This is a genomic window from Actinoplanes nipponensis (genome assembly GCF_016862275.1).
Classification (GTDB): Bacteria; Actinomycetota; Actinomycetes; order Mycobacteriales; family Micromonosporaceae; genus Actinoplanes; species Actinoplanes nipponensis.
Window position 1 is genome coordinate 87,235 of sequence record NZ_BOMQ01000031.1, and the last position, 21,256, is coordinate 108,490.

The 21,256-nt window shown below is 74.2% G+C and carries 16 protein-coding genes, 1 tRNA gene and 2 pseudogenes; 9 read left to right on the forward strand and 10 right to left on the reverse strand.

Going from position 1 to position 21,256, the window contains the following annotated elements:
• Nucleotide 1: 1 nt before the first annotated feature.
• Nucleotides 2-2,539, reverse strand: a complete 2,538-nt coding sequence (locus Ani05nite_RS41845; protein ID WP_275410546.1) for a LuxR C-terminal-related transcriptional regulator — start codon at nt 2,537-2,539, stop codon at nt 2-4.
• A gap of 196 nt (nt 2,540-2,735) precedes the next feature.
• Between Ani05nite_RS41845 and Ani05nite_RS14020 the strand changes: the two genes are divergently transcribed.
• The gene (locus Ani05nite_RS14020) at nt 2,736-3,695 is read left to right on the forward strand and encodes a cellulose binding domain-containing protein (protein WP_203768530.1); all 960 of its coding nucleotides are present in this window, start codon (nt 2,736-2,738) and stop codon (nt 3,693-3,695) included.
• A gap of 20 nt (nt 3,696-3,715) precedes the next feature.
• On the opposite strand, the gene Ani05nite_RS14025 is transcribed toward Ani05nite_RS14020, so the two are convergent.
• On the reverse strand, nt 3,716-4,090 hold the full coding sequence (locus Ani05nite_RS14025) for an MmcQ/YjbR family DNA-binding protein (protein WP_203768531.1): 375 nt from the start codon (nt 4,088-4,090) through the stop codon (nt 3,716-3,718).
• A 226-nt stretch (nt 4,091-4,316) separates the two neighbouring features.
• Between Ani05nite_RS14025 and Ani05nite_RS14030 the strand changes: the two genes are divergently transcribed.
• From Ani05nite_RS14030 to Ani05nite_RS14045, 4 genes and pseudogenes are all read left to right on the forward strand, one after another.
• Nucleotides 4,317-6,002 carry a glucuronyl esterase domain-containing protein gene (locus tag Ani05nite_RS14030; protein WP_239129889.1) on the forward strand — a complete coding sequence of 562 codons (1,686 nt, stop codon included), beginning with the start codon at nt 4,317-4,319 and terminating at the stop codon, nt 6,000-6,002.
• Between the two features lie 220 nt (nt 6,003-6,222).
• Complete coding sequence (locus Ani05nite_RS14035; protein ID WP_203768533.1) at nt 6,223-7,266, forward strand: hypothetical protein; 1,044 nt, start codon at nt 6,223-6,225, stop codon at nt 7,264-7,266.
• A 15-nt stretch (nt 7,267-7,281) separates the two neighbouring features.
• Nucleotides 7,282-7,630: pseudogene (locus tag Ani05nite_RS42370) on the forward strand (transposase); the annotation flags it as partial.
• Nucleotides 7,631-7,922: 292 nt separating this feature from the next.
• A complete protein-coding gene (locus tag Ani05nite_RS14045; RefSeq protein WP_239129890.1) occupies nt 7,923-8,879 on the forward strand; it encodes a cyclase family protein in 957 nt (318 codons plus the stop codon).
• Between the two features lie 31 nt (nt 8,880-8,910).
• Here the strand turns inward: Ani05nite_RS14045 and Ani05nite_RS14050 are convergent.
• From Ani05nite_RS14050 to Ani05nite_RS14080, 7 genes and pseudogenes are all read right to left on the reverse strand, one after another.
• Nucleotides 8,911-8,983, reverse strand: a tRNA-Gly gene (locus tag Ani05nite_RS14050).
• Nucleotides 8,984-9,082: 99 nt separating this feature from the next.
• Nucleotides 9,083-11,737, reverse strand: a pseudogene (locus Ani05nite_RS14055) (DUF5682 family protein); the annotation flags it as partial.
• The gene (locus Ani05nite_RS14060) at nt 11,734-12,852 is read right to left on the reverse strand and encodes an AAA family ATPase (RefSeq protein WP_203768536.1); all 1,119 of its coding nucleotides are present in this window, start codon (nt 12,850-12,852) and stop codon (nt 11,734-11,736) included. The gene Ani05nite_RS14060 and the pseudogene Ani05nite_RS14055, both read right to left, overlap by 4 nt.
• A 20-nt stretch (nt 12,853-12,872) precedes the next feature.
• Nucleotides 12,873-14,201: a vWA domain-containing protein gene (locus Ani05nite_RS14065; protein WP_203768538.1), complete on the reverse strand. Its 1,329-nt coding sequence runs from the start codon at nt 14,199-14,201 to the stop codon at nt 12,873-12,875.
• Nucleotides 14,198-15,565 carry a hypothetical protein gene (locus Ani05nite_RS14070; protein ID WP_203768540.1) on the reverse strand — a complete coding sequence of 456 codons (1,368 nt, stop codon included), beginning with the start codon at nt 15,563-15,565 and terminating at the stop codon, nt 14,198-14,200. Before Ani05nite_RS14070 ends, Ani05nite_RS14065 begins: the two co-directional genes overlap by 4 nt.
• A complete protein-coding gene (locus tag Ani05nite_RS14075; RefSeq protein ID WP_203768580.1) occupies nt 15,565-16,062 on the reverse strand; it encodes a hypothetical protein in 498 nt (165 codons plus the stop codon). Before Ani05nite_RS14075 ends, Ani05nite_RS14070 begins: the two co-directional genes overlap by 1 nt.
• 245 nt (nt 16,063-16,307) lie before the next feature.
• The gene (locus Ani05nite_RS14080) at nt 16,308-17,093 is read right to left on the reverse strand and encodes an endonuclease/exonuclease/phosphatase family protein (RefSeq protein WP_203768542.1); all 786 of its coding nucleotides are present in this window, start codon (nt 17,091-17,093) and stop codon (nt 16,308-16,310) included.
• Nucleotides 17,094-17,124: 31 nt separating this feature from the next.
• On the opposite strand from Ani05nite_RS14080, the gene Ani05nite_RS14085 reads away from it, so the two are divergent.
• The 4 genes from Ani05nite_RS14085 to Ani05nite_RS14100 are packed head-to-tail and all read left to right on the forward strand — an operon-like array spanning nt 17,125 to nt 20,016.
• Nucleotides 17,125-17,847 carry a prolipoprotein diacylglyceryl transferase gene (locus Ani05nite_RS14085; protein ID WP_203768544.1) on the forward strand — a complete coding sequence of 241 codons (723 nt, stop codon included), beginning with the start codon at nt 17,125-17,127 and terminating at the stop codon, nt 17,845-17,847.
• Entirely contained in the window at nt 17,844-18,176 is a 333-nt protein-coding gene (locus tag Ani05nite_RS14090) for a hypothetical protein (protein WP_203768546.1), read from the forward strand. The genes Ani05nite_RS14085 and Ani05nite_RS14090 overlap by 4 nt, the downstream gene beginning before the upstream one ends.
• A 35-nt stretch (nt 18,177-18,211) precedes the next feature.
• Nucleotides 18,212-19,762 (forward strand): radical SAM protein, encoded by a 1,551-nt coding sequence (locus Ani05nite_RS14095; RefSeq protein WP_203768548.1) that lies wholly within the window; start codon nt 18,212-18,214, stop codon nt 19,760-19,762.
• Entirely contained in the window at nt 19,759-20,016 is a 258-nt protein-coding gene (locus tag Ani05nite_RS14100; protein WP_203768549.1) for a hypothetical protein, read from the forward strand. Before Ani05nite_RS14095 ends, Ani05nite_RS14100 begins: the two co-directional genes overlap by 4 nt.
• Nucleotides 20,017-20,056: 40 nt before the next feature.
• On the opposite strand, the gene Ani05nite_RS14105 is transcribed toward Ani05nite_RS14100, so the two are convergent.
• On the reverse strand, nt 20,057-21,235 hold the full coding sequence (locus Ani05nite_RS14105) for a glycoside hydrolase family 16 protein (RefSeq protein WP_203768550.1): 1,179 nt from the start codon (nt 21,233-21,235) through the stop codon (nt 20,057-20,059).
• Nucleotides 21,236-21,256: the final 21 nt, after the last annotated feature.

A 21,256-nucleotide genomic window follows, 5' to 3' on the forward strand; every position in this document is an offset into this window, starting at 1 on the left:
GTCAGGCCGCGGTGAGGTACATCCGGCTGGCCTGGACCCGGGTGCGGACCTGAAGCTTGTCGAAGATGTGGCCGACATGGACGCCGACCGTGCGTTCGCTGATGAACAGGCGTTCGCCGATCTCCCGGTTGGTGAGCCCCTCGGCCACCGCGGCCAATACCTCACGCTCCCGCTGGGTGAGGATGCCCAGCTCGCCGCCACGACCGCACCCGGAAATCGGGTGCAGCGTCGCGTTGGCGTCATCGCCCAGCGTCACCTGGTACCGCCGGGCGACCTCCCCGATCTCGGCGGCGAAGGGCCGGGCCCCCATCGCCATTGCTGTCGCGTGCGCCTGACGCAGGGCCCGTGTCCCGGAGATCCGGCTGGAACTGCGACGGAGAGTGGCCTCGGCATAGCGGAGCCGCGCATACGCCGCAGGATAGGGCTGATGACGGCGGTCCCACGCGGTGGCCGCCTTGGCCCAGGGTTCAGGATCGTGGCGTTGGTCGATCCTGCTCGTCTCCGCGCGACAGAGGGCGAGGTAAGCGTCGATGATCTGTCGGACGGGCAGGGCAGCGTTGCTGACGCCGTCGGCTATCCGCGACACGACAGCGCCGAGGCGGCGGACCGCCCAAGGGGCCACCGGCTCGCCGGCAGCGCTCGCCGCCGCCTCGGCGCGCAGACCGTGCCACGCCAACACGCCGAGAATGATCAAGTCGTCGGCGCCGGCATCGAGGAGGGCTCGCTGGACGGTGTCCCGGGCGCCCTTGAAGTCGCCCTGCCAGATGGCCAGGCCGGCCCGGAGGGTGAGCATCGGCATGACATGCCGGGCGCCTTCGTTCGCGGTGATGGTCGCGACCGCGTCGAGGTCGCGGTTGGCGGCAGCCGCGTCGCCGACGCCGACCGAGAGCCGGCACCGGGCGAGCAGCAGCTCGACAGTGTCGGCGCCGGACGGACGCAGCCGCATCGCCGCTTCCAGGACCTCCTCGGCCTCGGCCCATTGTCCGACGCGGAACAGGCAGTTGCCGGCCACGGCGAGAAGGCGTGCCTGATAAGTGGGGCCGGCTCCCAGCCTGGACAACTGATCGGCGCCACGGCGGGCGGCCAGCACGCCCTCCTCGACGTTGTTGAGCGGCCCGGCCAGCAGCTCGGCCAGGTGCAGGTAGGCCACACCGAGATCGTCGGGGTGCCCGGAGCGCTCGGCGAGAGCCACAGCCCGCCGAACCACGCTCAAACCGACGTACGGGTCGCCGAGGAAGGCCGAACTGTATCCGAACGCCGCGCTGGCTCGGACCAGATCGGTGGTTGACGCGGAACGCGTGACAAGGTCGAGGGCGACGCGGGCCTTCGTGTTCGCGTCGGCGTACCGGCCCAGGTACAGGAGGAGCTCGGCCAGATGAGCCGTCGCCGCAGCTCGGTGTTGCGGCGTGACATCGCAGGCGTCCATGGCCAGCTCGTACTCCGCCTCGGCGAGCATCGCGCGCCCGGCGGCCGCCAGGCAGCGGGCTCGGCGCAGATGCACGTCACACTGGCTCGGGTTGTCGGGTCGGTCGGCCAGTTCGGTGAGCAGCGCGAGCGCCCGCGGGTAATCGCCGTGCCGGTACGCGGCTTCAGCGGCGTGCTGCAGCATCGTCGTGCGCTCGGTCATGTCATGCGATGTCAGGTCCAGCGCGCGACGCCATTGACGACTGGCCTCGGCGAAGTCGCCCGTGGAGGTCGCGGCCCGGGCAGCCCCGGCGGCCTCCACGGCCTCGGCAGGCCGGATCTCGACGACCCGAACCTCCGCCGTTGGGCGCCCGGCACGCCGCCGGCGTGCCGCCGCGGACCGAATGCCGGCCGCCAGCTCGATCGGGTGGGAGTCGGCGGAGACGAGCCCCCCGAACAGGTGCGAACGGGTGCCCAGCCAGGCCGGCGTCTCCGACCCGGTCACGGCGACGATCGCGCAACCCGGGCACATGGTCGCGAAGGTCAGCAGGCCTCGCAGATCGGCCGGGGTACGCAGGTCGGCGACCAGGACGGCGGGATCCAGCGCCGCCGCGCCGGACGCCGCCTCGATCACGTTCGTCGGCAGCCCGACCACAGCAATGCCCTGCTCAGTCATCGCGATGGCCAATGCGCCCCTCAGGAGGGGAGAGGAAACGCCGATCATGACGCGGATCTGCTCGGCAGCGGGAGCGCCCCTCCGGGCCAGGCCTTGGACCTGGTATTCCGCCCGGGCCCGTTCCCAGCGGTTCCTCCAGCGGTCCATTTCGGACGGGTCCACGCCGCACGCGCGCTGTGGGCCTTTCGTCGAGCCCCTCTCCCGCCCGCACATCGACGCCGGGATGGACTCTGGATCTGGGGTGTCGTCATGCCCGCGTCGCGTCATCCCGACGAGTAGCCGCTCGCCGGCCCGATGCGGGCACCCGTCAGTCTCGCAGTCCGAAAGCCCCCGCAACGCTTCTGCGTTGATGCCGATGGATCCGGCAACAATCACCGGCACGCTCGCCCCGAGCCGGCCGGGGGCGTACGCAAGATACGTCGTCCTGCGGATCCGGGCGGGATAGCGCGTCTCGTTCAATGGTGAGGCAGGAACACCGGCGTGTTCCGCTCCGACGGGGCCTCCCAGGATCTGGGGTGACGCCGGATACCGGTGGGGGCCCCGTAGCCGCGGGCGCCCCCACCGAACCACATCGCGCCGCACCGGCACCCGGAGCGTGAGCCGATATACGGGATTCCCTTTCGGTCGCGGTCGTCATCCATATAACTTCGTCGATATGACGTCTCCCGCCCGGATCGCCGCGACGCTCCTGCTCAGCGCCGGCGCCGTCCTCGCACCCACCGCCGCCGTCGCCGCGGCCCCGGCGCCCGCCTCCGCGGTGGCCGTCTTCACCCGCCTGGGCCAGTGGCCGTCCGGCTACGTCGGCAGCATCACCGTCCGCAACGACTCCGCGGCCGTCGTCGACGGCTGGCGGGTCGAGTTCGACCTGGCCGCCGGCACCAGCGTCACCAGCTCGTACAGCGGCGTGTTCACCCGGACCGGGGACCACTACGCCGTCACCAACGAGTCGTGGAACGCCCGCCTGGCGCCGGGGTCCTCGACGACGTTCGGCTGGGTGGCCAGCGGGCTGGGCACCCCGGAGAACTGCACGCTCAACGGGGCCGACTGCGCCGGCACGCCGGCCGACCACACGGCGCCCGGGCGGCCCGGGCCGCTGGCCTTCGACATCTCCGCGGGGCTCACGCTCACCTGGGCGGCGTCGGCCGACGACCACGGCCCGGTCCGGTACGAGGTGTACGAGAGCGGCCAGCTGCGCGCGACGGTCACCGAGCCGCGGTACGTCTACTCGACCGGCGGGACCCTGCCGCCGAGGGTGTACGTGTTCGAAGTGCGCGCGGTGGACGCGGCCGGCAACGTGTCGGCGTCGGCGTTCCGGTCGCTGGGCCAGATCTGGCGCGGGGACGAGGTGCCGGCGGCGCCCAGCGGCCTGCGTGCGGACGTCCCGGCGGCCGGGCTGGTGCGGCTGTCGTGGATCGCGCCGGCCGCCCAGTCGCCGTTCGTGGCGCCGCCGACCGCCGGCTACGAGGTGCGCCTGGACGGGCAGCGGGTCGCCGAGGTGGGCAGCACGTCGGCGGTCGTCGACGCGCCGGCCGGTGGTGGCCACGTGTTCTCGGTGCGCACGTTGAACGCCGTCGACAACTATTCGAGCCCGGTGGAACTGGCCTTCGGGTCGTAGCGCCCGCCGGCGGCTTCCCCCTAATCCCGGACGGCGGCGACCTCGTCGGCCTGCTCCTCGGGCACGCGCATGCGCCACGCGTCGGTGATCAGCTCGCTCAGCCGCTCGACGGTGACCTCCGCCAGGCGCAGCATCACCAGGGGCAGGCCGTCGTAGCCGGGCGCGGTGAAGAACACCTCCGGCTCGCCGAGCAGGAGCGCCTGCTTCTCCGCCTCGTCGCCCACGAACAGCACCGCGATGTCGGTGCGGATCACCCGGGGCCTGCCGGGGTGGCGCTCGGGATAGGACCAGACGAATCCCTTGCCCGCCACCCGGAAGTCGAAGCCGTCGCTCTCGATCTCCACGGTGTGCGGCAGGGCCAGCGCCAGGCGACGGACGTCCTCAGCATCAGCCATGCCGAGAGATTACGCGCCGGGTACGACACGACGTGTCCCCGAGCGCCGGGCCGGGCCGGGCGGCCGGAAGTTTCGGTCACCGCACCCCTGGTCAGATTGACTTTGGTCGATGGGCTACCCGACACTGGAGCCGGCCACCATGGGAGCGATTCCATCGCCGTACCCCCGAAACTTCCGGCCCTCGGCCGAGGGTCGCCGCTCCGCCATCCCCTGGAAGGAGGGCCTCGTGACCACCAGCCCGGGCCGCTCTGACATCCGCTCGACGATCGCCGCGTTGGCGATAGCGGCGCTCACGGTCGCCGGCGTGGCGACCCTGCTCCCGGCCGCCCCGCCCGCCGAGGCCGCCGTCCAGGCCGCCGGCGTGGAGGACGAGGGAGCCGGCTGCGCCGTCCCGAGCCTGCCCGACGCGGGCTCGCTGCCGTCCGTCGCCAAGCTCCCCGACCCCTTCACGAGACTGAACGGCACGCGCATCTCGTCCACCGCCGACTGGCCGTGCCGGCGGGAGGAAATCAAGAGGCTGGCGGAGAAGTTCGTCTACGGCGAGAAGCCCGCCAAGCCGGCCGGGGTCACGGGCACGGTCTCCAGCACCGGCATCACCGTGAACGTGTCGCACAACGGCAAGAGCGCCTCCTTCTCCGCCAAGGTCGAACTGCCCGCCGGCACCGGGCCGTTCCCGGCCGTCGTGGTCCTCGGCGGATTCGGCGCCGACACGGCCGCCATCAAGGCCGCCGGCGCGGCGGTCATCAACTACGACCCGTACGCGGTCGGCAAGGAGGGCACGCCGCGCTCCGCCAAGCAGGGCGCGTTCTACAGCGTGTACGGCTCGTCCAGCAGCACCGGCCTGCTCATGGCCTGGGCCTGGGGGGTCAGCCGGATCATCGACGTCATCGAGCAGTCCGGCGGCGGCATCCTGCGGGCGGACGCGACCGGCGTCACCGGGTGCTCCCGCTTCGGCAAGGGCGCGTTCGTGATCGGCGCGTTCGACCAGCGCATCGCCCTGACCATGCCGATCGAGTCGGGCAGCGCCGGGGTGCCCATCTTCCGCGGCATCCCCGGCGAGGGCGCGCAGAGCCTGAGCAGCGCCTACGGTGAGCAGCCGTGGCTCGGCGACGCCTTCGGCCCGTTCACCGGCAGCCCGGCCCGGCTGCCGGTGGACACGCACGAGATGGTGGCGATGGTCGCGCCGCGCGGGCTGTTCATCATGGACAACCCGCACATCGCGAACCTGGGCCCGAGGTCGGCGAGCGTGGCGGCGCTGGGCGGGGCCGAGGTCTACCGGGCCCTCGGCGCCGGCGCCGACATCACCTACTGGTCCGACGTCCAGGACGGCACCCACTGCGCGAACCGGCCCGAGTGGCGGACCCCGCTGCAGCAGAACATCCAGAAGTTCCTGCTGCGGACGGGCACCGCCGCCGGCGCGATGCGGATCTCCAGCCGGGCGGCCGGCAACCTGGCGGAGTGGCGGGACTGGACGACCCCGGTGCTCACCTCGACCCCGCCGACCTCCACCCCGCCCTCGCCGTCACCCAGCGCCCCGTCACCCAGCGCCCCGTCCCCCAGCGCGCCGTCCCCCAGCGCGCCCGGGCCGACCGACCCGCCGCCGAGCTCCCCGGCGCCGGGCGCCGGCTGCTCCGCGACGGTGTCGGTCAATCAGTGGGCCGGCGGGTTCGTGGCCACCGTGAAGGTCACCGCCGGCTCGTCGCCGATCAACGGCTGGACCGTCGGCCTGACCCTGCCCGCGGGCGCCGCCGTCACCAGCTCCTGGAACGCCGACCGGACCGGTTCCGGCGGCGCGGTCCGGTTCTCGAACGTCTCCTACAACGGCAAGCTGGGCGCCGGCCAGGCCACGGAGTTCGGCTTCCAGGGCACCGGTACGGCCGGCGCGCTGGGCCCGGCCTGCAGCTCGGCCTGACCGCGGCCACCGGGTGCGGCGGTCCGGCCGCCGCACCCGGGCTGCTCGACCGGCCTCGGCCGTGCCCCTCGCCGAGCACTCGGGCCGGATGGCGCGTTCCGCCACGCTTGCGCGGCGCCCGGCGGTGTAAGACGCTGATTTCTGCGGGCCCGGCGCCAAGGGCTCCGCGTCGCTGCCCCAGTGGGGCGAGCGAAAGGGGGATGCCATGGACACGGACAGGATGCAGATCCTCTTCCTCGACTGGCTCCACGACCGGCACCCGGCCGGCAACCCTCGCCCCGGTCCCCCTTGCCTCCTCACCCGCCACGGCGAGCCGAGCCGGGACGACGAGCTGCTGGACTTCCTGACCGAGCCGCCGCCCGAAGCGTCCCGTCTCGACGACTTCCTCGCGGAGAGACAGCCCGAGCACGCCCGCGACGGCTCCTGGCCGAAGGCCGTCCGGGCCCTCTGCGACGATGGTCGACTGGAGAGCTTTCCTCACCTCGAGGCGGCCCACGGCCTGACCGTCGGCCTCACGGACAAGGGCCGCCGGGACGTGGTGAACCGGCGCCGGCGCCGGCAGGAACCCGTCCTGCGCGCGGCGGCCGCCCGCGACCAGATCGTGCGGTGGCTGTACCGGCAGCCGCAGCATGCGGCAGGACGGGGGCTGTTCATGGACGGCCACTTCGAGGGTGATCCCTTCTCGGCCGAGGAGTTGCGCGAGGCCCTGGACTACCTCCGCCGCAAGGGACTGGTCGCCGGCCGCGACGGGGTGGTCCGTCCGGAACGACCGGCATACCCGGCCTCCGGCGCCGTGCCGCCGGACTACCCCCGGCCGCATCGGCCCCGCCGGCCGCCTGCCTCGGGCGTTCGGCTGACCCCCCAAGGCATTGACTGCAGAGAGTTGTACGGAGGATCTGTGAGTGACTATGTGCGGCGTCCGGAGAGCTCCATATCCGTCTCCATCCCCAACAATCAGGGCCAGGTGAACGTCGGCAGCTCCGGCGGCACCCAGGAGATGGTGGTCCACCGGGGCGCCATCGAGCGATTCACCGACAGCGTGCTCAGCGAGCTGCCCCACTCCGGGCTGGATGCGCACGACCGGGAGAAACTGGGCGGGCTGCTGGCCGACCTGCAGCGCGAGGCGCAGGCGGCCGAGCCCGATGACGCCCGGATAAGCGGGCGATTCCAACGCCTCATCGCGTACGTCAGTGAGGCCGGCAAACCGGTGCTGACGGCTCTGCTCATGGCGGCGGTTCAGGGGTACGGCCTACCGCCGGCCTAGCCGTGTCCTCAAGGGATCTACACCCGTTTCCGCAGGTGGGCCGCGACGGCACGTTCGCCACGACGCTCGCCGCCGCCCACGCCGCCGCGGACGCGAACGCTGATATCGACTGGCTGGTCTCGGTCGACTCCACAATTGTGCGGGCCCACCAGCACGCCGCGGGCGCAAAAAGGGGCAGCCGGAAACGGATGAACCGGATCACGCCCTCGGACGATCCCGTGGCGGACCGACCACCAAGATTCACCTGGCCGGCGACGGCGCCGGCCGGGTCCTGGCGTTCGTGCTCTCCGGCGGCAATGTCAACGACTGCACCCCCTCCGAGCAGGTCATGGCCGCCATACCTGCGCCGCCGCGGTATCGCCCACACCATCCCGGAACGCTCGGATCTCAGCACGTCGTTCCAGGCCACCATCACCATCGCCGCACTGCTGCAGTGGCTATGACCCTTTGACGACACGGCCCAGCAGCGCACCTCAGCCGCCCGCGGAGCAAAAGGGCGCCGCGACCACGGCTGGTCCTTCACCGCCCTGACGATCCCCGGCTGGAGTGCTGACGTCACCGTGGGCGTGGCGGTGTGGTGGCCGGACCCGGACCGCGTCGGCGGATACCCTTCCCGCGGTGCCCCGTACCGCGGGCCCGGAGGAGTCGATGCTGGGATGACAACACGGCGGTCGCTGCCCACCCAGGACGACGTGCTCGGCTACTTCGACACGTTGTCGAACTGGGGGCGGTGGGGCGACGAGGACGAGCTCGGGACCCTGAACCACATCACCGACGACGTCCGGCTGGCGGCGGCGCGCTCCGTGCGCCACGGCCGGAGTGTGTCGTGCGCGTGGGAGGTCGCCGCGCCGGAGGACATGGAGCGGTCGACGACGACGTGCCCGTGTGCCGCCGACATGCCCGGCGCCGAGAACATGCCGGTGGCCGCCTTCCACGCCGACCGGCGCTGGGGCTTCTCGACCGAGCGGATCGGCATCACGTTCCACGGCAACACCGTCACCCACGTCGACTCGCCGTGCCACCTGTTCTGGGACGGCACGACCTACAACGGGCGGTCGCACTCGTCGGTCGACGCCGCGACGGGGTCGGCGTGGGCGGCCGTCACGGCGGCGGCGAACGGCATCGTCACGCGGGGTGTCCTGCTGGACGTCGCGGGGGTCCGCGGGGTGCCGTGGCTGGAGCCGGGGCAAGGTGTGTTCCCCGACGATCTCGAGGAGGCCGAGCGTCGCCAGGGCGTGCGGGTGCGCTCCGGCGACGCGGTGCTCCTGCGGACCGGCTACGGCCGCTTCCGGCACGACAACGGCGCGGCCGGCGGTTTCACCCAGGCCGGCTGGCACGCGTCCTGCCTGCCGTGGCTGCGGGACCGGGAGGTCGCCCTGATCGGCGCCGACACCCCGCAGGACGTCCAGCCGTCGGGATACCCGGACGTGCTGATGCCGGTTCACGCGGTCAGCCTCGTCGCGATGGGACTGTGGCTGCTCGACAACTGCGACCTGGAGGCGTGCGCGACGACGGCGGCCGAGCTGGGCCAGTGGGACTTCCACCTCGCCGTCGCGCCGGTCCGTTTCGCCGGCGCGTCCGGCAGCCCGGTCAACCCGATCGCCACCTTCTGACCGGGGTGCCGAGGGAGCCGCCCCCACAGAGAGCGGACGACGGGATTCGAACCCGCGACCCTCACCTTGGCAAGGTGATGCGCTACCAGCTGCGCTACGTCCGCTTGTCCCTCCGGCGCGATGCCCCGGCGACGCAGGAAACGATAGCAAATGCCCCGGCTGCCGGGCACCCGGGTGCGGCAGCGCGCCGGTCATGAGCACCGCTCGCCCCGCGGCGACCACTCCCCCGCGCACCCGAGCAGCGCCGCCACCGCGTCGGTGGCCGCCGGATGAGCCGCCAGCAGGGCGCCGGCGGCCGCGGCACCGGAGCCGGCTGTGGTGCGGGCGGCGCCCGGCTCCGCTCGCGCGTGCCACGGCGCCGTCCACACGTCCAGCTCGGCCAGGGTGGCCGGGAAGGTCCGTCCCGCTTCCCGGGTGACCACCGGGACCAGCTCCGCGGCGTGGGTGCGCAGCGTGGCGATCAGCCGCGGCAGCCAGGGCAGCAGGACCGGGTCCGGCAGCCGGGCGAACGCCTGCGACAGCATCTCGACGACGAACGGCGCCAGCCGGGGGACCGGCTCCAGCGCCAGGACGAAGCCGCTGACGTACTGCGGGACGGCGGGCAGCACCAGCGGGTTGCCGAGCAGGTCGTCGACGCGGGCGCGCAGGTCGGCCAGGGGCAGCAGGCCCAGCTGGTGGCGGGCCGCCCAGAGCAGGGCGATCTTCACCGGGTCGCGCGGGTGCGACTGCCGCACGGCCAGCTCCAGCTGGGTACGGTCGCAGCCGAACGCGGGCGCCAGGCCCTCCAGGGTGAACAGGAAGCCGAGCATCGCGCCGACCTGCCGCGCCCCGGTCTCCTCCCCGGCGAAGGCGGTGGGCAGCAGCGTGCAGTAGTGGGCGTACCCCTCGGCCACGAACCGCTCGCACCAGGCCGGCAGGGCCGGTGCGGTCGCCCGGTGGTGGGCCAGCAGTCGCCGGAGGCGCCGCAGCACCGTGGAGGCGTCGTCGACCGTGCGCTCGGCGGCCAGCAGCTCGACGGCGCGCGCGCCGAGATCGTCGGTGAGCCGGGGACTGCGTAGGAACAGCAGGGAGTGTTCGACCGCCCGCAGCGCGGTCGCGGCGGTGGCCCCGGGCTGCCGGACGGCGCGGCGCAGGCGCTGCTCGAGAACCTGCTCGACGGTGACGCCCTCGTAGCCCAGCTCGATGACGGCGCGCTGGTGGCGGCCCAGGTCGAGGTCCCAGCTCTCCCGGAGGGACGCCGCGCCCAGCCGGCGCGAGCCCGTGATCGGGCGTACGACCCGGTCGGGCAGGAGGTAGCGGAGCATCCAGAGCAGGTCGGAGCAGGCGGCGAGCTCGGGCCGGGCCGTGAGGTCGAGCAGCGCGCGCTGCACGGCGCGCCGTTCGAGGTCGAACCCGAGCGGGGCGAGCCGGTCGTGGACGTCGCGGGCCAGCGGGGGCAGGGCGGCGTAACCGACCTGGCCGGTCCGGTCGCCGCCGAGCAGGATCTCGCAGAGCCGGCGTACGTCGCGGCGTCCCGGCACCCGTTCCTTCTCGACGCAGGTGACCGCCGCATCCTGGAAGTCGTACGGGGTGGGCCGGGCCCGTCCGCGCAGGCCGGCCAGCAGGACCGAGGTCTCGAACACGGCGATGGCGTCGGCCGTGCCGGCCGGATACCCGTTACGCCGGGCCAGCCGGACCAGCTGCACGCACCAGCCGCGCAGCTCCTCCTCGTCGAGCCCGTCCGGCGCGGCCGGCCGGCGCAGGTAGCCGGTGAGCTGGTCGGTGACCGTCGCGGCCGCGGTGGCGGGCGGTGCCGGCGCCTCGGGGAGCCGCCGGCGGACGGCCCGTCGTCCCGCCGGGGTGAACGGCGTGAGCCCCGTCCTGCGGAGGGTCCGCTCCCAGGTCGCCGCCGCCAGGGAAACCGAGCCGGGCGCCAGCCCGAACTGCGCCTCGATCGCGGAGTGGCTGGCCGGGACGAGCCCGTACCGCCACCGGGTGGCGGTGCGCGCGGTGATCGTGACGCCGGGCGCCGCCGGGTGCGAGCCCGCCTCGGGCAGGCGGCTGGCGGCGTGGAAGGCGCCGCAGACGTAGAGGCAGTCGGCGCGGTCGGCGCCGGTGGCGTCGAGGTGTGCGCGGATCCGCGTCCACATGTGGCGCTCACGGTCCTCGTCGGTCGCGTGCCGCCGCGTGCCGGGCGGGGCGAGTCGCCGGAACAGGCTGCCGATCAGCACCATGACCTGCCGGTACGTCGCGTGGTCGGCGCCGGCCAGCGGCTGCTCGACGTACTGGTCCCACCACTCCGACCAGTGCCGCACCCGGCCGTGGCGCAGCAGGTGCTCCTCCAGCTCGGCGAGGCGCGGCCGGAGCCCGCCGATCTCCACGCCCACCGCCTCGCCGGGCCGGTCCGGCTCGGGCCGGCCCTGGAAGACGTGGTCGGTGGAGCGGTCGACCAGCACCAGCTCCACCCCCGGGTCCGCCAGCGCGTACGCGATCGCCTGGTATTCCGCCGAGGCCTCGGTGAGCGGCACGACGAGGCTGAGCGGCGCCGCCGCCGCGGGCAGGCCGTCGGGCTCGGCGGCGAAGGCCTGCAGCGCCACCGGCAGCCGGCAGTGGCGCAGCTCGGTGAGCAACGGCGCCAGGTCCTCGCCCAGCTCCAGGTAGATCACCTTCGGTGGGCGCGCGCGGAGCCGGCGCACCAGGGCGAGCGCGGAGGCCGGCGAGTGATGGCAGACCGGGAAGATCTCCACGGGCTCGCGCAGGACGTGGTCGACGTCGTCCACCATCCCGGCGAGGATCTCCGGCAGCCCCGCCGGGCCGCCGGTGAGCGCCTCCGCCGCGGCGAGCAGCTGGGCCCGTAGAGCGGCGAACGGGCCACTCACGACAACGCGGCGATCGCCCGGCGACCGCCCTCCAGGAAGCCGGTCCAGTCGCCGCCGCGGTCCCGGCTGCGCGGTTCGACGACCCCGTGCCAGTACTTGTTGAGGATCGCCAGGTCTTCGGGGCTGCGCCGGGCGAGCGCGCCGACCAGCGACCCGGCCAGCGTCTCCGCGCTCAGCGCGCCGGTGCCGGCGCCGAAGAAGCTGCCGTGCAGGACGGCGTCCTCGAGCACGCCGATCTGCTCGGCGGTGGACAGCGCCGACTCCAGCCGCTCGTCGTCGCCGGTCGCCGCGGCGGCCGCGGCCCGCAGGTCGGCGAAGCTCTGCAGCAGGACGTCGAGCAGCGTGGGCGGCACCTCCAGGGCGATGCGGTGCCGGCGCAGCAGGTCCGTGGTGCGGAACCGGACGATCTCCGCCTCGCTCCGCCGGTTGGTCACCGTGGGGATGCGCACGAAGTTGAAGCGTCGCTGGAGCGCCGAGGACAGGTCGTGGACGCCCCGGTCGCGGCTGTTCGCGGTGGCGATGATGGAGAAGCCGGGCCGGGCGAAGACGATGTTGTCCTCGTCCAGCTCCGGGACGGCGACGTACTTCTCCGAGAGGATGGAGATCAGCGCGTCCTGCACGTCGACGGTGGTCCGGGTCAGCTCCTCGAAGCGGCCGATGACGCCCTCCCGCATCGCGGTCATGATCGGCGACGGGATCATCGACGCGCGGGACTGGCCGTGGGCGATGACCATCGAGACGTTCCACGAGTACCTGACGTGGTCCTCGGTGGTGCCGGCGGTGCCCTGCACCACCAGCGTGGAGGTGCGGCTGATGGCGGCGGCGAGCAGCTCGGCCAGCCAGCTCTTGCCCGTGCCGGGGTCGCCGACGAGCAGCAGGCCGCGGTCGGAGGCGAGCGTGACGACGGCGCGTTCGACGATGCCGCGGTCGCCGAACCACTTCGGCCGGACCGGCCGGTCGAGGCCGTCGGCGCGGTCCGAGCCGAGCACGAACAGGCGCACCATCTTCGGGCTGAGCCGCCAGGAGAACGGCTTCGGCCCGTCGTCGACGGACTCGAGCCAGTCCAGCTCGGCGGCGTACTCGACCTCGGCGGGGGCGCGCAGCATCTCACTCATGGCGGGATCTCCTCGAACCGTCAGGCGACGAAGGACTTCAGCTCGGCGACGAGCTTGCTGAGGTGGCCGGAGAGCACGGGGACGCCCAGCTCCTCGAAACGGCGGCGGAACCAGGGATTGACGCTCCGGGCGCCGGAACTGGTGACCGAGCCGACCGGGATGAGACGCACCCCCGAGCGATGCACGGCCTGCAGGCCGGCGAACAGCGGCGCCGAGCGGTCGTACTCGTAGAAGTCCGAGATCCAGACGAGCGCCGTGCGCCGCGGATCGGTGATCTTCCGCCGGGCCACGGCCAGCGCGACCGGCCCGTCGTTGCCGCCGCCGAGGCTGGTGCGCAGCAGCACCTCCAACGGGTCGTGCACCCACGGGGTGAGGTCCAGCGCCCGGGTGTCGTAGGCGATCAGGTGCACGTCCACCCGGGGCAGCCCGGCGAAGACGGAGGCCAGGATCGTGCAGTTGACCAGCGAGTCGACCATCGAACCGGACTGGTCGGCCACCACGATCAGGCGGGCCGGCGGCACCCGCCTCGCGGTGGGCTTGTAGAAGAGCCGGTCGACGTGGAGCCGGCCGTCCGCGGGGCTCCAGTGGGGCAGGTTGTGCCAGACGGTGCGGTCGATGTCGAGGTCGCGGAACGCCCGCCGGGGCGGCACGGACCGGTCGGCCGGGCCGCGGGCGGCCCGGGCCACCTGGCCGCGCAGCGCCTCGGCCACGTCGTCGACGAACCGGCGGATCAGCGCCCTGGCGTTGGCCAGGGCGACGCCGTCCAGGTTGTCCTTGTCCCGCAGCAGCTGCTCGATCAGCGCCAGGCCGGGCCGGAGCCGCCGGGCGAGCCGGGGATCGGCCAGGACCTCCCGCAGCCGCATCCGCCGGACCAGGTCGCCCTCGAGCCCGGCGAGGACGGCGGCGAGGTCGTCCGCCGGCGCGCCGCCGCCCGCCGCGGCCGCCGCGCCGGCGGCGCGCCCGCGCAGCTGCCCGGGCGCGCAGCCGAGCGCCCGCTCGAAGCGGCCCGCGTCCGCCTGCCACCGGGCGAGCTGCGCGGCGGTCACCTCCCCGGATCCGGTGGCGAAGACGTTGAGCAGCAGCTTGGCGGCCAGCACCGCCCGGCGCGCCTCGCCCGCGCGGTCGTCCTCCGTGGTGGTCAGGAGGCCGTCGAGCGCGGAGTCGAGCCGCGGGAACCGTTGCACCACGGTGTCGACCGAGACCATCGGGTCGAGCAGCGGCGGTGGCAGCCCGAGATCGTCGACGACGGCCACGCTCGCCGATTCCAGCGCCGCGTGCTCCTCGGGGTCGAACAACCGGGCCAGGAGGCGCCAGTAGAGGACCTGTCGCCTGTTCCGGGTCGGGCTCACTGTCGGAGCAGCCTTCCGGCGCGCTCGCGCAGGACGTCGACCACCGTCCCCGCGGCCGCCTCCGCCCCGGCGGCCCTCGCCCCGGTGGGGCCGAGCGCCCAGTCGCCGGTGTGCGCGGTGACCGGCCGCCGGCCGGCCGCGGCCCGCACGGCGAGCGGCTGCACCGCCCAGCAGCCGGCGTCCCAGCGCAGCAGCCCGAGGCAGGACGTGGAGGCGGCGACCAGCGCCGGGGTGAGCGGGCCGGCCGCGGGCAACCGGTCGAGATCCACCGCGATTTCGGCGCCGCCGAGGTCGAAGGTGGACTGCCCGGCCGCGTACCCCTCCAGCAGCACCGGCTCGGCGATCGCCACCGGATGCCGGTCGAGCGGGGGCGGGGCCGCGGCGACGGCCGCGGCCAGCCGCACCCGGGCGGTCACGAAAGGGTCGGCCGGCCCGCCGAGGGCGGCCCGGGACTCCTGCCAGATCAGGTCCCCGCCCGGGGTGAGCGGCAGGCCGGACACCTCGATCGCCCGATGGCGGGCCAGCGCGGCCCGCAGCACCGGAAACGCGGCGAGCCGGCGCCAGACGGACGGGCCGCTGACGGCGTCCACCTTGGCGGCCGCCACCGCCGTGCGGACCAGGCGCACGCCGCGGCCGGGGGACTCCAGCAGGCCGTGCACCTGCGCGTGGACGACTGTCGGATGCTCGTGCAGGTCGGCCCCGAGGAGCAGCAGCCGGCCGTCGGCGTCGACGGTCCCGGCGGTGGCGAGGCCGCCCCGGCCCAGCAGCAGCGCGCGGGCCCACAGGTCGGCCCAGCGGCGGGCCGGGATGCGGGCCGCCGGAGCCACCGGCGCGGCCGCCCGCAGCTCGGCGGCGAACCCCTCGAGCAGGACGGCCAGGCGCCGGGCGGCCGGCTCGGCGATCAGCGCCTGCACCGTGCGCCCGCCGCTGCCCACCAGCTCGGCGCCGGCCCGGCGCCAGCCGGTGAGCGCCAGCTCGCGCAGCCACGAGCGGCCGGCGGCCGGCAGGTGACCCGGCCGGGCCGGGACGGTCGCGGCGGACCACGGCTCGCGGGCCCGGCCGAGGGCGGCGTCCGCCTCGGCGAGCAGGGCGTCGTGGGCCGCGCCGAGCAGGGCCGAACGGGCGCCGGCCAGCGCGGTCAGGTGATCGTCGGTCACCGTGCCCGCGACGATCCCGGCGACCGCGTCGGCGACCCGGCCGGCCAGCGGGGAGCCCGCGCAGGCGGCGGCCAGCGGCTCCAGCCGGGCGGCCCGCGCCTGGTCGAGGTGGGCGAGGCCGTGCCCGAGCGCGTCGTCCAGGCCGTCGACGGCGGCGAGCGCCTCGCCGAGCCCGGCGGGCCGGGCGCCCAGGGCCGCGGCGAGCATCAGCGCACCGCCGCGGCCGCCGGGAACCACTGCAGCTCCGGCAGCGGCTCGGTGCTCGGCGGCAGGTCGAGGTGGGCCAGGTGGCGCAGGAAGCTGCTGAACACCTCGGCGGCCCGGTCGGGCGCGGTGCCGGGGCGCAGGCCGGACCCGAGGTCTGCCCCGTCCTCGGGCAGGTCGGCCTCGAGATGGTGGGCCACCCGGGCGAGACCGTACCGCGCCACCGCGGCGTCGATCAGCGCGCCGATGTGCTTGCAGGGCTGTCCCCCGCCGAGCGAGCCGCACGGCCGGTTGTTGTTGGTGTGGCAGCTCAGCCCGTGCCGGCGCGCGGTGATCGACGAGGCGTACAGGCGGCGGGGGTCGGAACGGCTGGACACCACGCCCTGCAACCGGCCCTCGGCGAGCTCCACGAAGGGCACCTCGGCCAGCTTCCGGGGCCGCACCGGAATGATCACGGGCACTGCGCTGCGCCGCTCGTAGGCGACGCCGTCCTCTGTCACCACCAGTCCTCCCTCACGATCGAGCGGGACGTATTTGTATCGGACGGGTACGACAAAACCCGGAGGGGATCCGGGTTGCCCGCGGGCGGCCGGCGGGCGGCGCGCGGCGGGGTCGGGGACGCGCGTCGCAATCCGCGGCCCGGTGGTCGCCCCGGACGTTCTCACGGTGGAGACCGCTCCAGTTCCACCTCGCGGTGCTCCCGCGGCGGTCGTGACCCGGGATTCGCGGAAGACACCGATGCATGTCAGTGAGAAACGGTCGCCTCCACGGCGAAGTGGTCGGACAGGTAGCCCTGTCGGCCACCGGCCAGCGGCACCGGATCCCGCCACACGATCCGCGCCCGCGCGATCAGCTCCCGCCCCGGCGCGGACCGCAGCAGCACGTGGTCGAGGGCGGGCGGCGCCGGCCACCGGGGCGTCGGTCGGTACGTCGGCGCGGTGTCCCCGGCCAGCGCGTCGGTGAGCCCGGTGGCGGCCAGGAACTCGGTGAGCGTGACGGCGTCCCGGGGCAGGTTGTAGTCACCCACCGCCACCACCGGCAGCGCCGGGTCCAGGGCCGCCAGCTCCCCCGCGAGGTGGCCGAGCTCGGCGCGGGCGATCCGGGTGTGGCGACCGGCCGGTGACCAGTCGCCGTCGCGGTTGGCCGACAGGTGGGTGTTGACGATGGCGAGCGGGCCGCCGGGCGTCTCCACGACCGCGAGCTGCACACCCTTGCGCATGAGGTACTCCGGCCGGACCGCGCCGGTGCGCGGGTACCGCCTGAAGCGGGCGGCGTGGATCGGCCACCGGGAGAGCAGCACCAGCCCGCCGTGCAGCAGCCCGGCGCCGGACCAGGCGTGGTGGCCGTAGTGCCGGGCCAGGCGGTGGAGCAGGGTGGCGTGGGCGGGCAGCAGCACCTCCTGCAGGCACACCACGTCGTAGCCGGACCGCTCGAGGACGGCGCCGAGGGCGTGCAGCCGCGGCCGGACGTCACCCCGCATGAGCGCGTTGAAGGTCAGTAGGCGCACGTCGGCCGACGCTACCCGGTCCATGCGATATGTTGATTCGGTGCATATCGGGCAAATGCCTGCGGGTACGCATGACGCCTTCGTCGCGCTCGGCCTCGCGGTCGGCGGGCTGGTGTTCGCCGCCGAGGTACGCCGGCGCGACCGCCGCGACGAACGGCTCTGGTACCTGGTGGCCGGGGTGCTCGTCGGCGGCGCCCTGGGCGGCCGGCTCGGCGCCTGGCTGCAGCACCTGGACCTGCGGCAGAACGCCACCCTCGCCGAGCAGTGGGCGTACGGCAACCGCAGCATCCTCTCCGGCCTGGCCGGCGCGTACGTCGGCGTGCTGGTGGCCAAGCGGCTGTGCGGGTACACCGCGCCCAGCGGCGACCTGTTCGCGCCCGCGGTGGCGGCCGGCATGGCCGTGGGACGGATCGGCTGCCTGCTCACCGAGCTGCCCGGCACCCCGACCGGCGGCGACTGGGGAGTCACCGTGGACGCGGTCCCGGGCGTGCCGCTGCACCCCTCCTTCGCGTACGAGATCGCCTTCCATCTGCTCGCCCTGGCCGCGCTGGTCCTGGCCCGCGACCGGATCACCCGCCCGGACGCGCTGTTCACCGCCTACCTGGCCGGCTACGCCGGGTTCCGGTTCGCGGTCGAGTTCGTCCGGGGCAACGAGGTGGTGGCCGCGGGGCTCACCCGGCCCCAGTGGTTCCTGCTGGCCTGCGCTCCCCTGCTGGCCGGGCGGGTCGCGGCGCTGCGGCGGCGGCCCGCGGCCGGCCGGCCGCAGGTGCCGGCGTGATCCCGGCCGGGCCGCCGCCCCCGCGGCCGATCCGCGCCCGGGCCGTCTGGAGCGGCGTCGGGCTCGCCGTGCTCGGCCACCTGCTGGTCGCCGGGCTGCTGGCCGTCGTGCTGTGGGCCACCGGCGACGGGCTCGGCCAGCTGTTCATCGGCGGCAGCCTGCTCGGCCAGCTGGTGCTGTTCGCCACCGTCACCACGGCCGGCACGGTGCTGATCGTCAAGGGCGATCGCGGCCTCGGGCTCGGGCTGTTCATCGGTTGGGCCGCCGGCCTGATCGTGTTGCCGGTCGTCGGGTTCGGGATCTGCGTGGCCGCGATCTCGGCATCGTGACCGGCCGCCCGCCACCACCGATCCAGGGAGCACCGATGGGCACCGGCATGCCGCTGCGCGGCGACCGCATCCACCGCTACGTCACCGCGTTCTGCCCGCACTGCCACGAGGAGTCCCCGCAGCGGCCGCTGGCCGGGGTCGCCCGGCTCGCCGGCTGGCTCGTGGTGCGCGACGGGCAGGTCTGGCTCGAGCGCGGCTGCGCCCGGCACGGGCTGGTGCGCACCCTGTACGACGAGGACCCGGAGATCCTGTCGTACCTGGAGCGGTGGACCGCCCCGACCAAGCAGCACCGGCCGGACCTCGCCGGCAACTTCGCCCCGGTGCCGGCGGCGTACCTCGACGGGCTGCCGGAGATGCAGACGCAGCACACCTGCATCCTGCTGACCGACCTCACCGACTCGTGCAACCTGCGCTGCCCCACCTGCTTCGCCGAGTCGTCACCGTCGCTGACCGGCGTCGTGCCGCTCGCCGACGTGCTGGCCAGCCTGGACGCCCGGCTCGCCCGCGAGGACCAGCGCCTCGACGTGCTGATGCTCTCCGGCGGCGAGCCGACGCTGTATCCGTACCTGGCCGAGCTGCTCGACGCGGTCGCCGCGCGCGAGGTCGTGCGGATCCTGCTCAACACCAACGGGCTGCGGATCGCCCGCGACGACGCGCTGCTGGACCTGCTGGCCGCCCACCGCGAGCGGGTCGAGGTCTACCTGCAGTACGACGGGATCAGCGAGCGGGCACACCGCCACCACCGCGGCGCCGACCTGCGGCGGGTCAAGGACCAGGCGGTCGAGCGGCTCTCGGCGCGGGGGATCTTCACCACGCTGACCATGACGGCCGCGCTGGGCGTCAACGACGAGGAGATCGGCGCGGTGGTCAAGCGGGCGTTGGACACCCCGTACGTCGGCGGCGTGTCGATCCAGCCGCAGTTCGGCTCCGGCCGCTCCGCGGCGATCGACGCCGGCCGGCGCCTCACCCACACCGGGGTGCTGGCCCGGCTCGGCCCGCAGACCGGGGACCTGGTCACCTGGCGGGACCTGACCGCGCTCCCCTGCTCGCACCCGCACTGCTGCTCGGTCGGCTACCTGCTGCGCGACGACGCCGGCGAGTGGCGTTCGCTGACCGCCCTGGTCGGCCACGACCGGCTGCTCGCGCTGCTGGAGCTGGCGCCCGACGCCGTCGCCAACCGGATCGCCGACTCCGACCTGCCCGCGGAGCTGCGCCGGGCGGTCCGCGACTCGCTGCTCGGTCTGCTGTCGGAGCAGTCGTCGCTGTCGCATCCGCGGGTCGGCGACCTGTGGCGCGACATCTGCGCCAACTGCGACCTCGGCATCGGCACGCTCGCGGCGATGGCGTCCTCCACGCTGCCCGGGGGACGGGCCCGGCTGCGCCGGATGCTGGCCGAACGGGTCAAGCGGATCACCGTCAAGCCGTTCATGGACATGGCCACCATGGTGGAGGAACGCCTGCTGCAGTGCTGCGTGCACGTCGCCACCCGCAAGGACGACCGGGACCAGTGCGCGCCGTTCTGCGCCGTGCAGGCGTGGCCCCAGCTGGCCGCGCAGCGCCTGCCCCGGGCGGTGGCGCGGCGATGAGCAGCCCTCCGGCCGATCCGCTGCGGCTGTGCGTGTACGCCACCGTGGCGGCCCTGGCCTGGCTGGCCGGGCCGCTGGCGGTCGCCGCCTTCGCCGCCCTGGCACTGGCCGGCTACCTGCGGGCCCGGCGGGCGGGGCTGCGCCGGTCGAAGTGCGTGCTGCGCGATGTCCGGCTGGTGGTGGCGTACCTGGCGCTGCTGACCACGGCCGGGGTGGCCGGTATCGGCTGGCAGTGCTGGAGCTGGCTCACCTGAGCGGGGGCGCCACCGGCCGGCGACGCCCCCGGTGCCCCGGTCAGCAGTGGCCGAGGTCCTGCCACTGCTGCGTCCATCCCGGTTCCGAGCCCTGCGTCCAGTACCGGGCCTTCCACAGGTGCTTGCCCTCACCCGAGGCGGGGCCGCCCGGGTCGCCGTAGCGGCTCTTCTCGTGCTTGACCGTCTGTCCACCCTGGTAGACCGTCGCGAACGCCCACTCCGGCGCCGTGCTGCAGTCGCCCTGGGAGGGCGGTGTCGTGGGCGGGGAGGTGGGCGGGGTGACCGGCGGCGTGGTGGGCGGTGTGGTGGGCGGTGTGGAGCAGCCGCTCGAGGTGTCCACTGTGTCGGCGAAAGCGCTGCCGGCCGACCGGTACGCCGCCGCCCGCGAGCTCACCTGGGCCGGGCTCAGCGCCTGGTTCCTGGCGAACAGCACCCAGTCCACCTGCTCGACGTAGGTGCTGCGCCCGCCGGTGTGCGCGGCCGTGTCGATGAACCACAGGTTCCAGTTGATGGTCATCGTCTGCCGCGGGTAGAACTTGCCCGAGTGGTCGCCCACCAGCGTGCCGTCGATGTAGTAGCGCACGTGGCCGTCCGCCACCGTCGCGACCAGGTCGTGCCAGCCGTCGAGGCTGCTGCGCTGCTCCGAGTGCACGTTGTCGGCGAACCACGGCTCGTTGCGGTACGTGTACCAGGTCGTCTGGTAGTTGATCGGGCCGGTCTCGCCCCACCCGCCGTTGGGCAGGTACTCGGAGATGTCCAGCTCGCTGTAGGTCGGGTCGAGGTCGCCGTTGAGCGGGCTGATCGTGAAGAACGTCTCGTTGATGTGGTCGCCGTCGTTGCCGGCCGTGGGGGTGTCGGTGAAGCGGACCCGGCTGGCGTACGTGCCCTCCAGGTAACGCTTCTGCGAGCTGTAGAGCTCGGCGTGGTTGGTGCCGGCGCCCGTGCCGTCGGTGGAGGCGGTGAGCTGCATGACCTTCTGCCCGCCCTCGGTGGGGAAGGTGATGCTGCCCGGCGACCAGGTCGCACCCGGCACACCCGGGCCGCCGGCGTAGCTGCGCGGCGTCCAGCCGTGCGCGGTGAGCGCGCTGTCGCTCGACGAGCTGTAGGAGAAGTCGTCGAACAGGTAGCCGCAGTCGGCGGCGGATGCGCTGGAGGCGTGGGCGACGGCCAGGGCGCTCAGTAGCGTCGTCACACCCAGCAACCCTAGGAATTTGGACATGGGGGTCCTCCGGGATGGGGG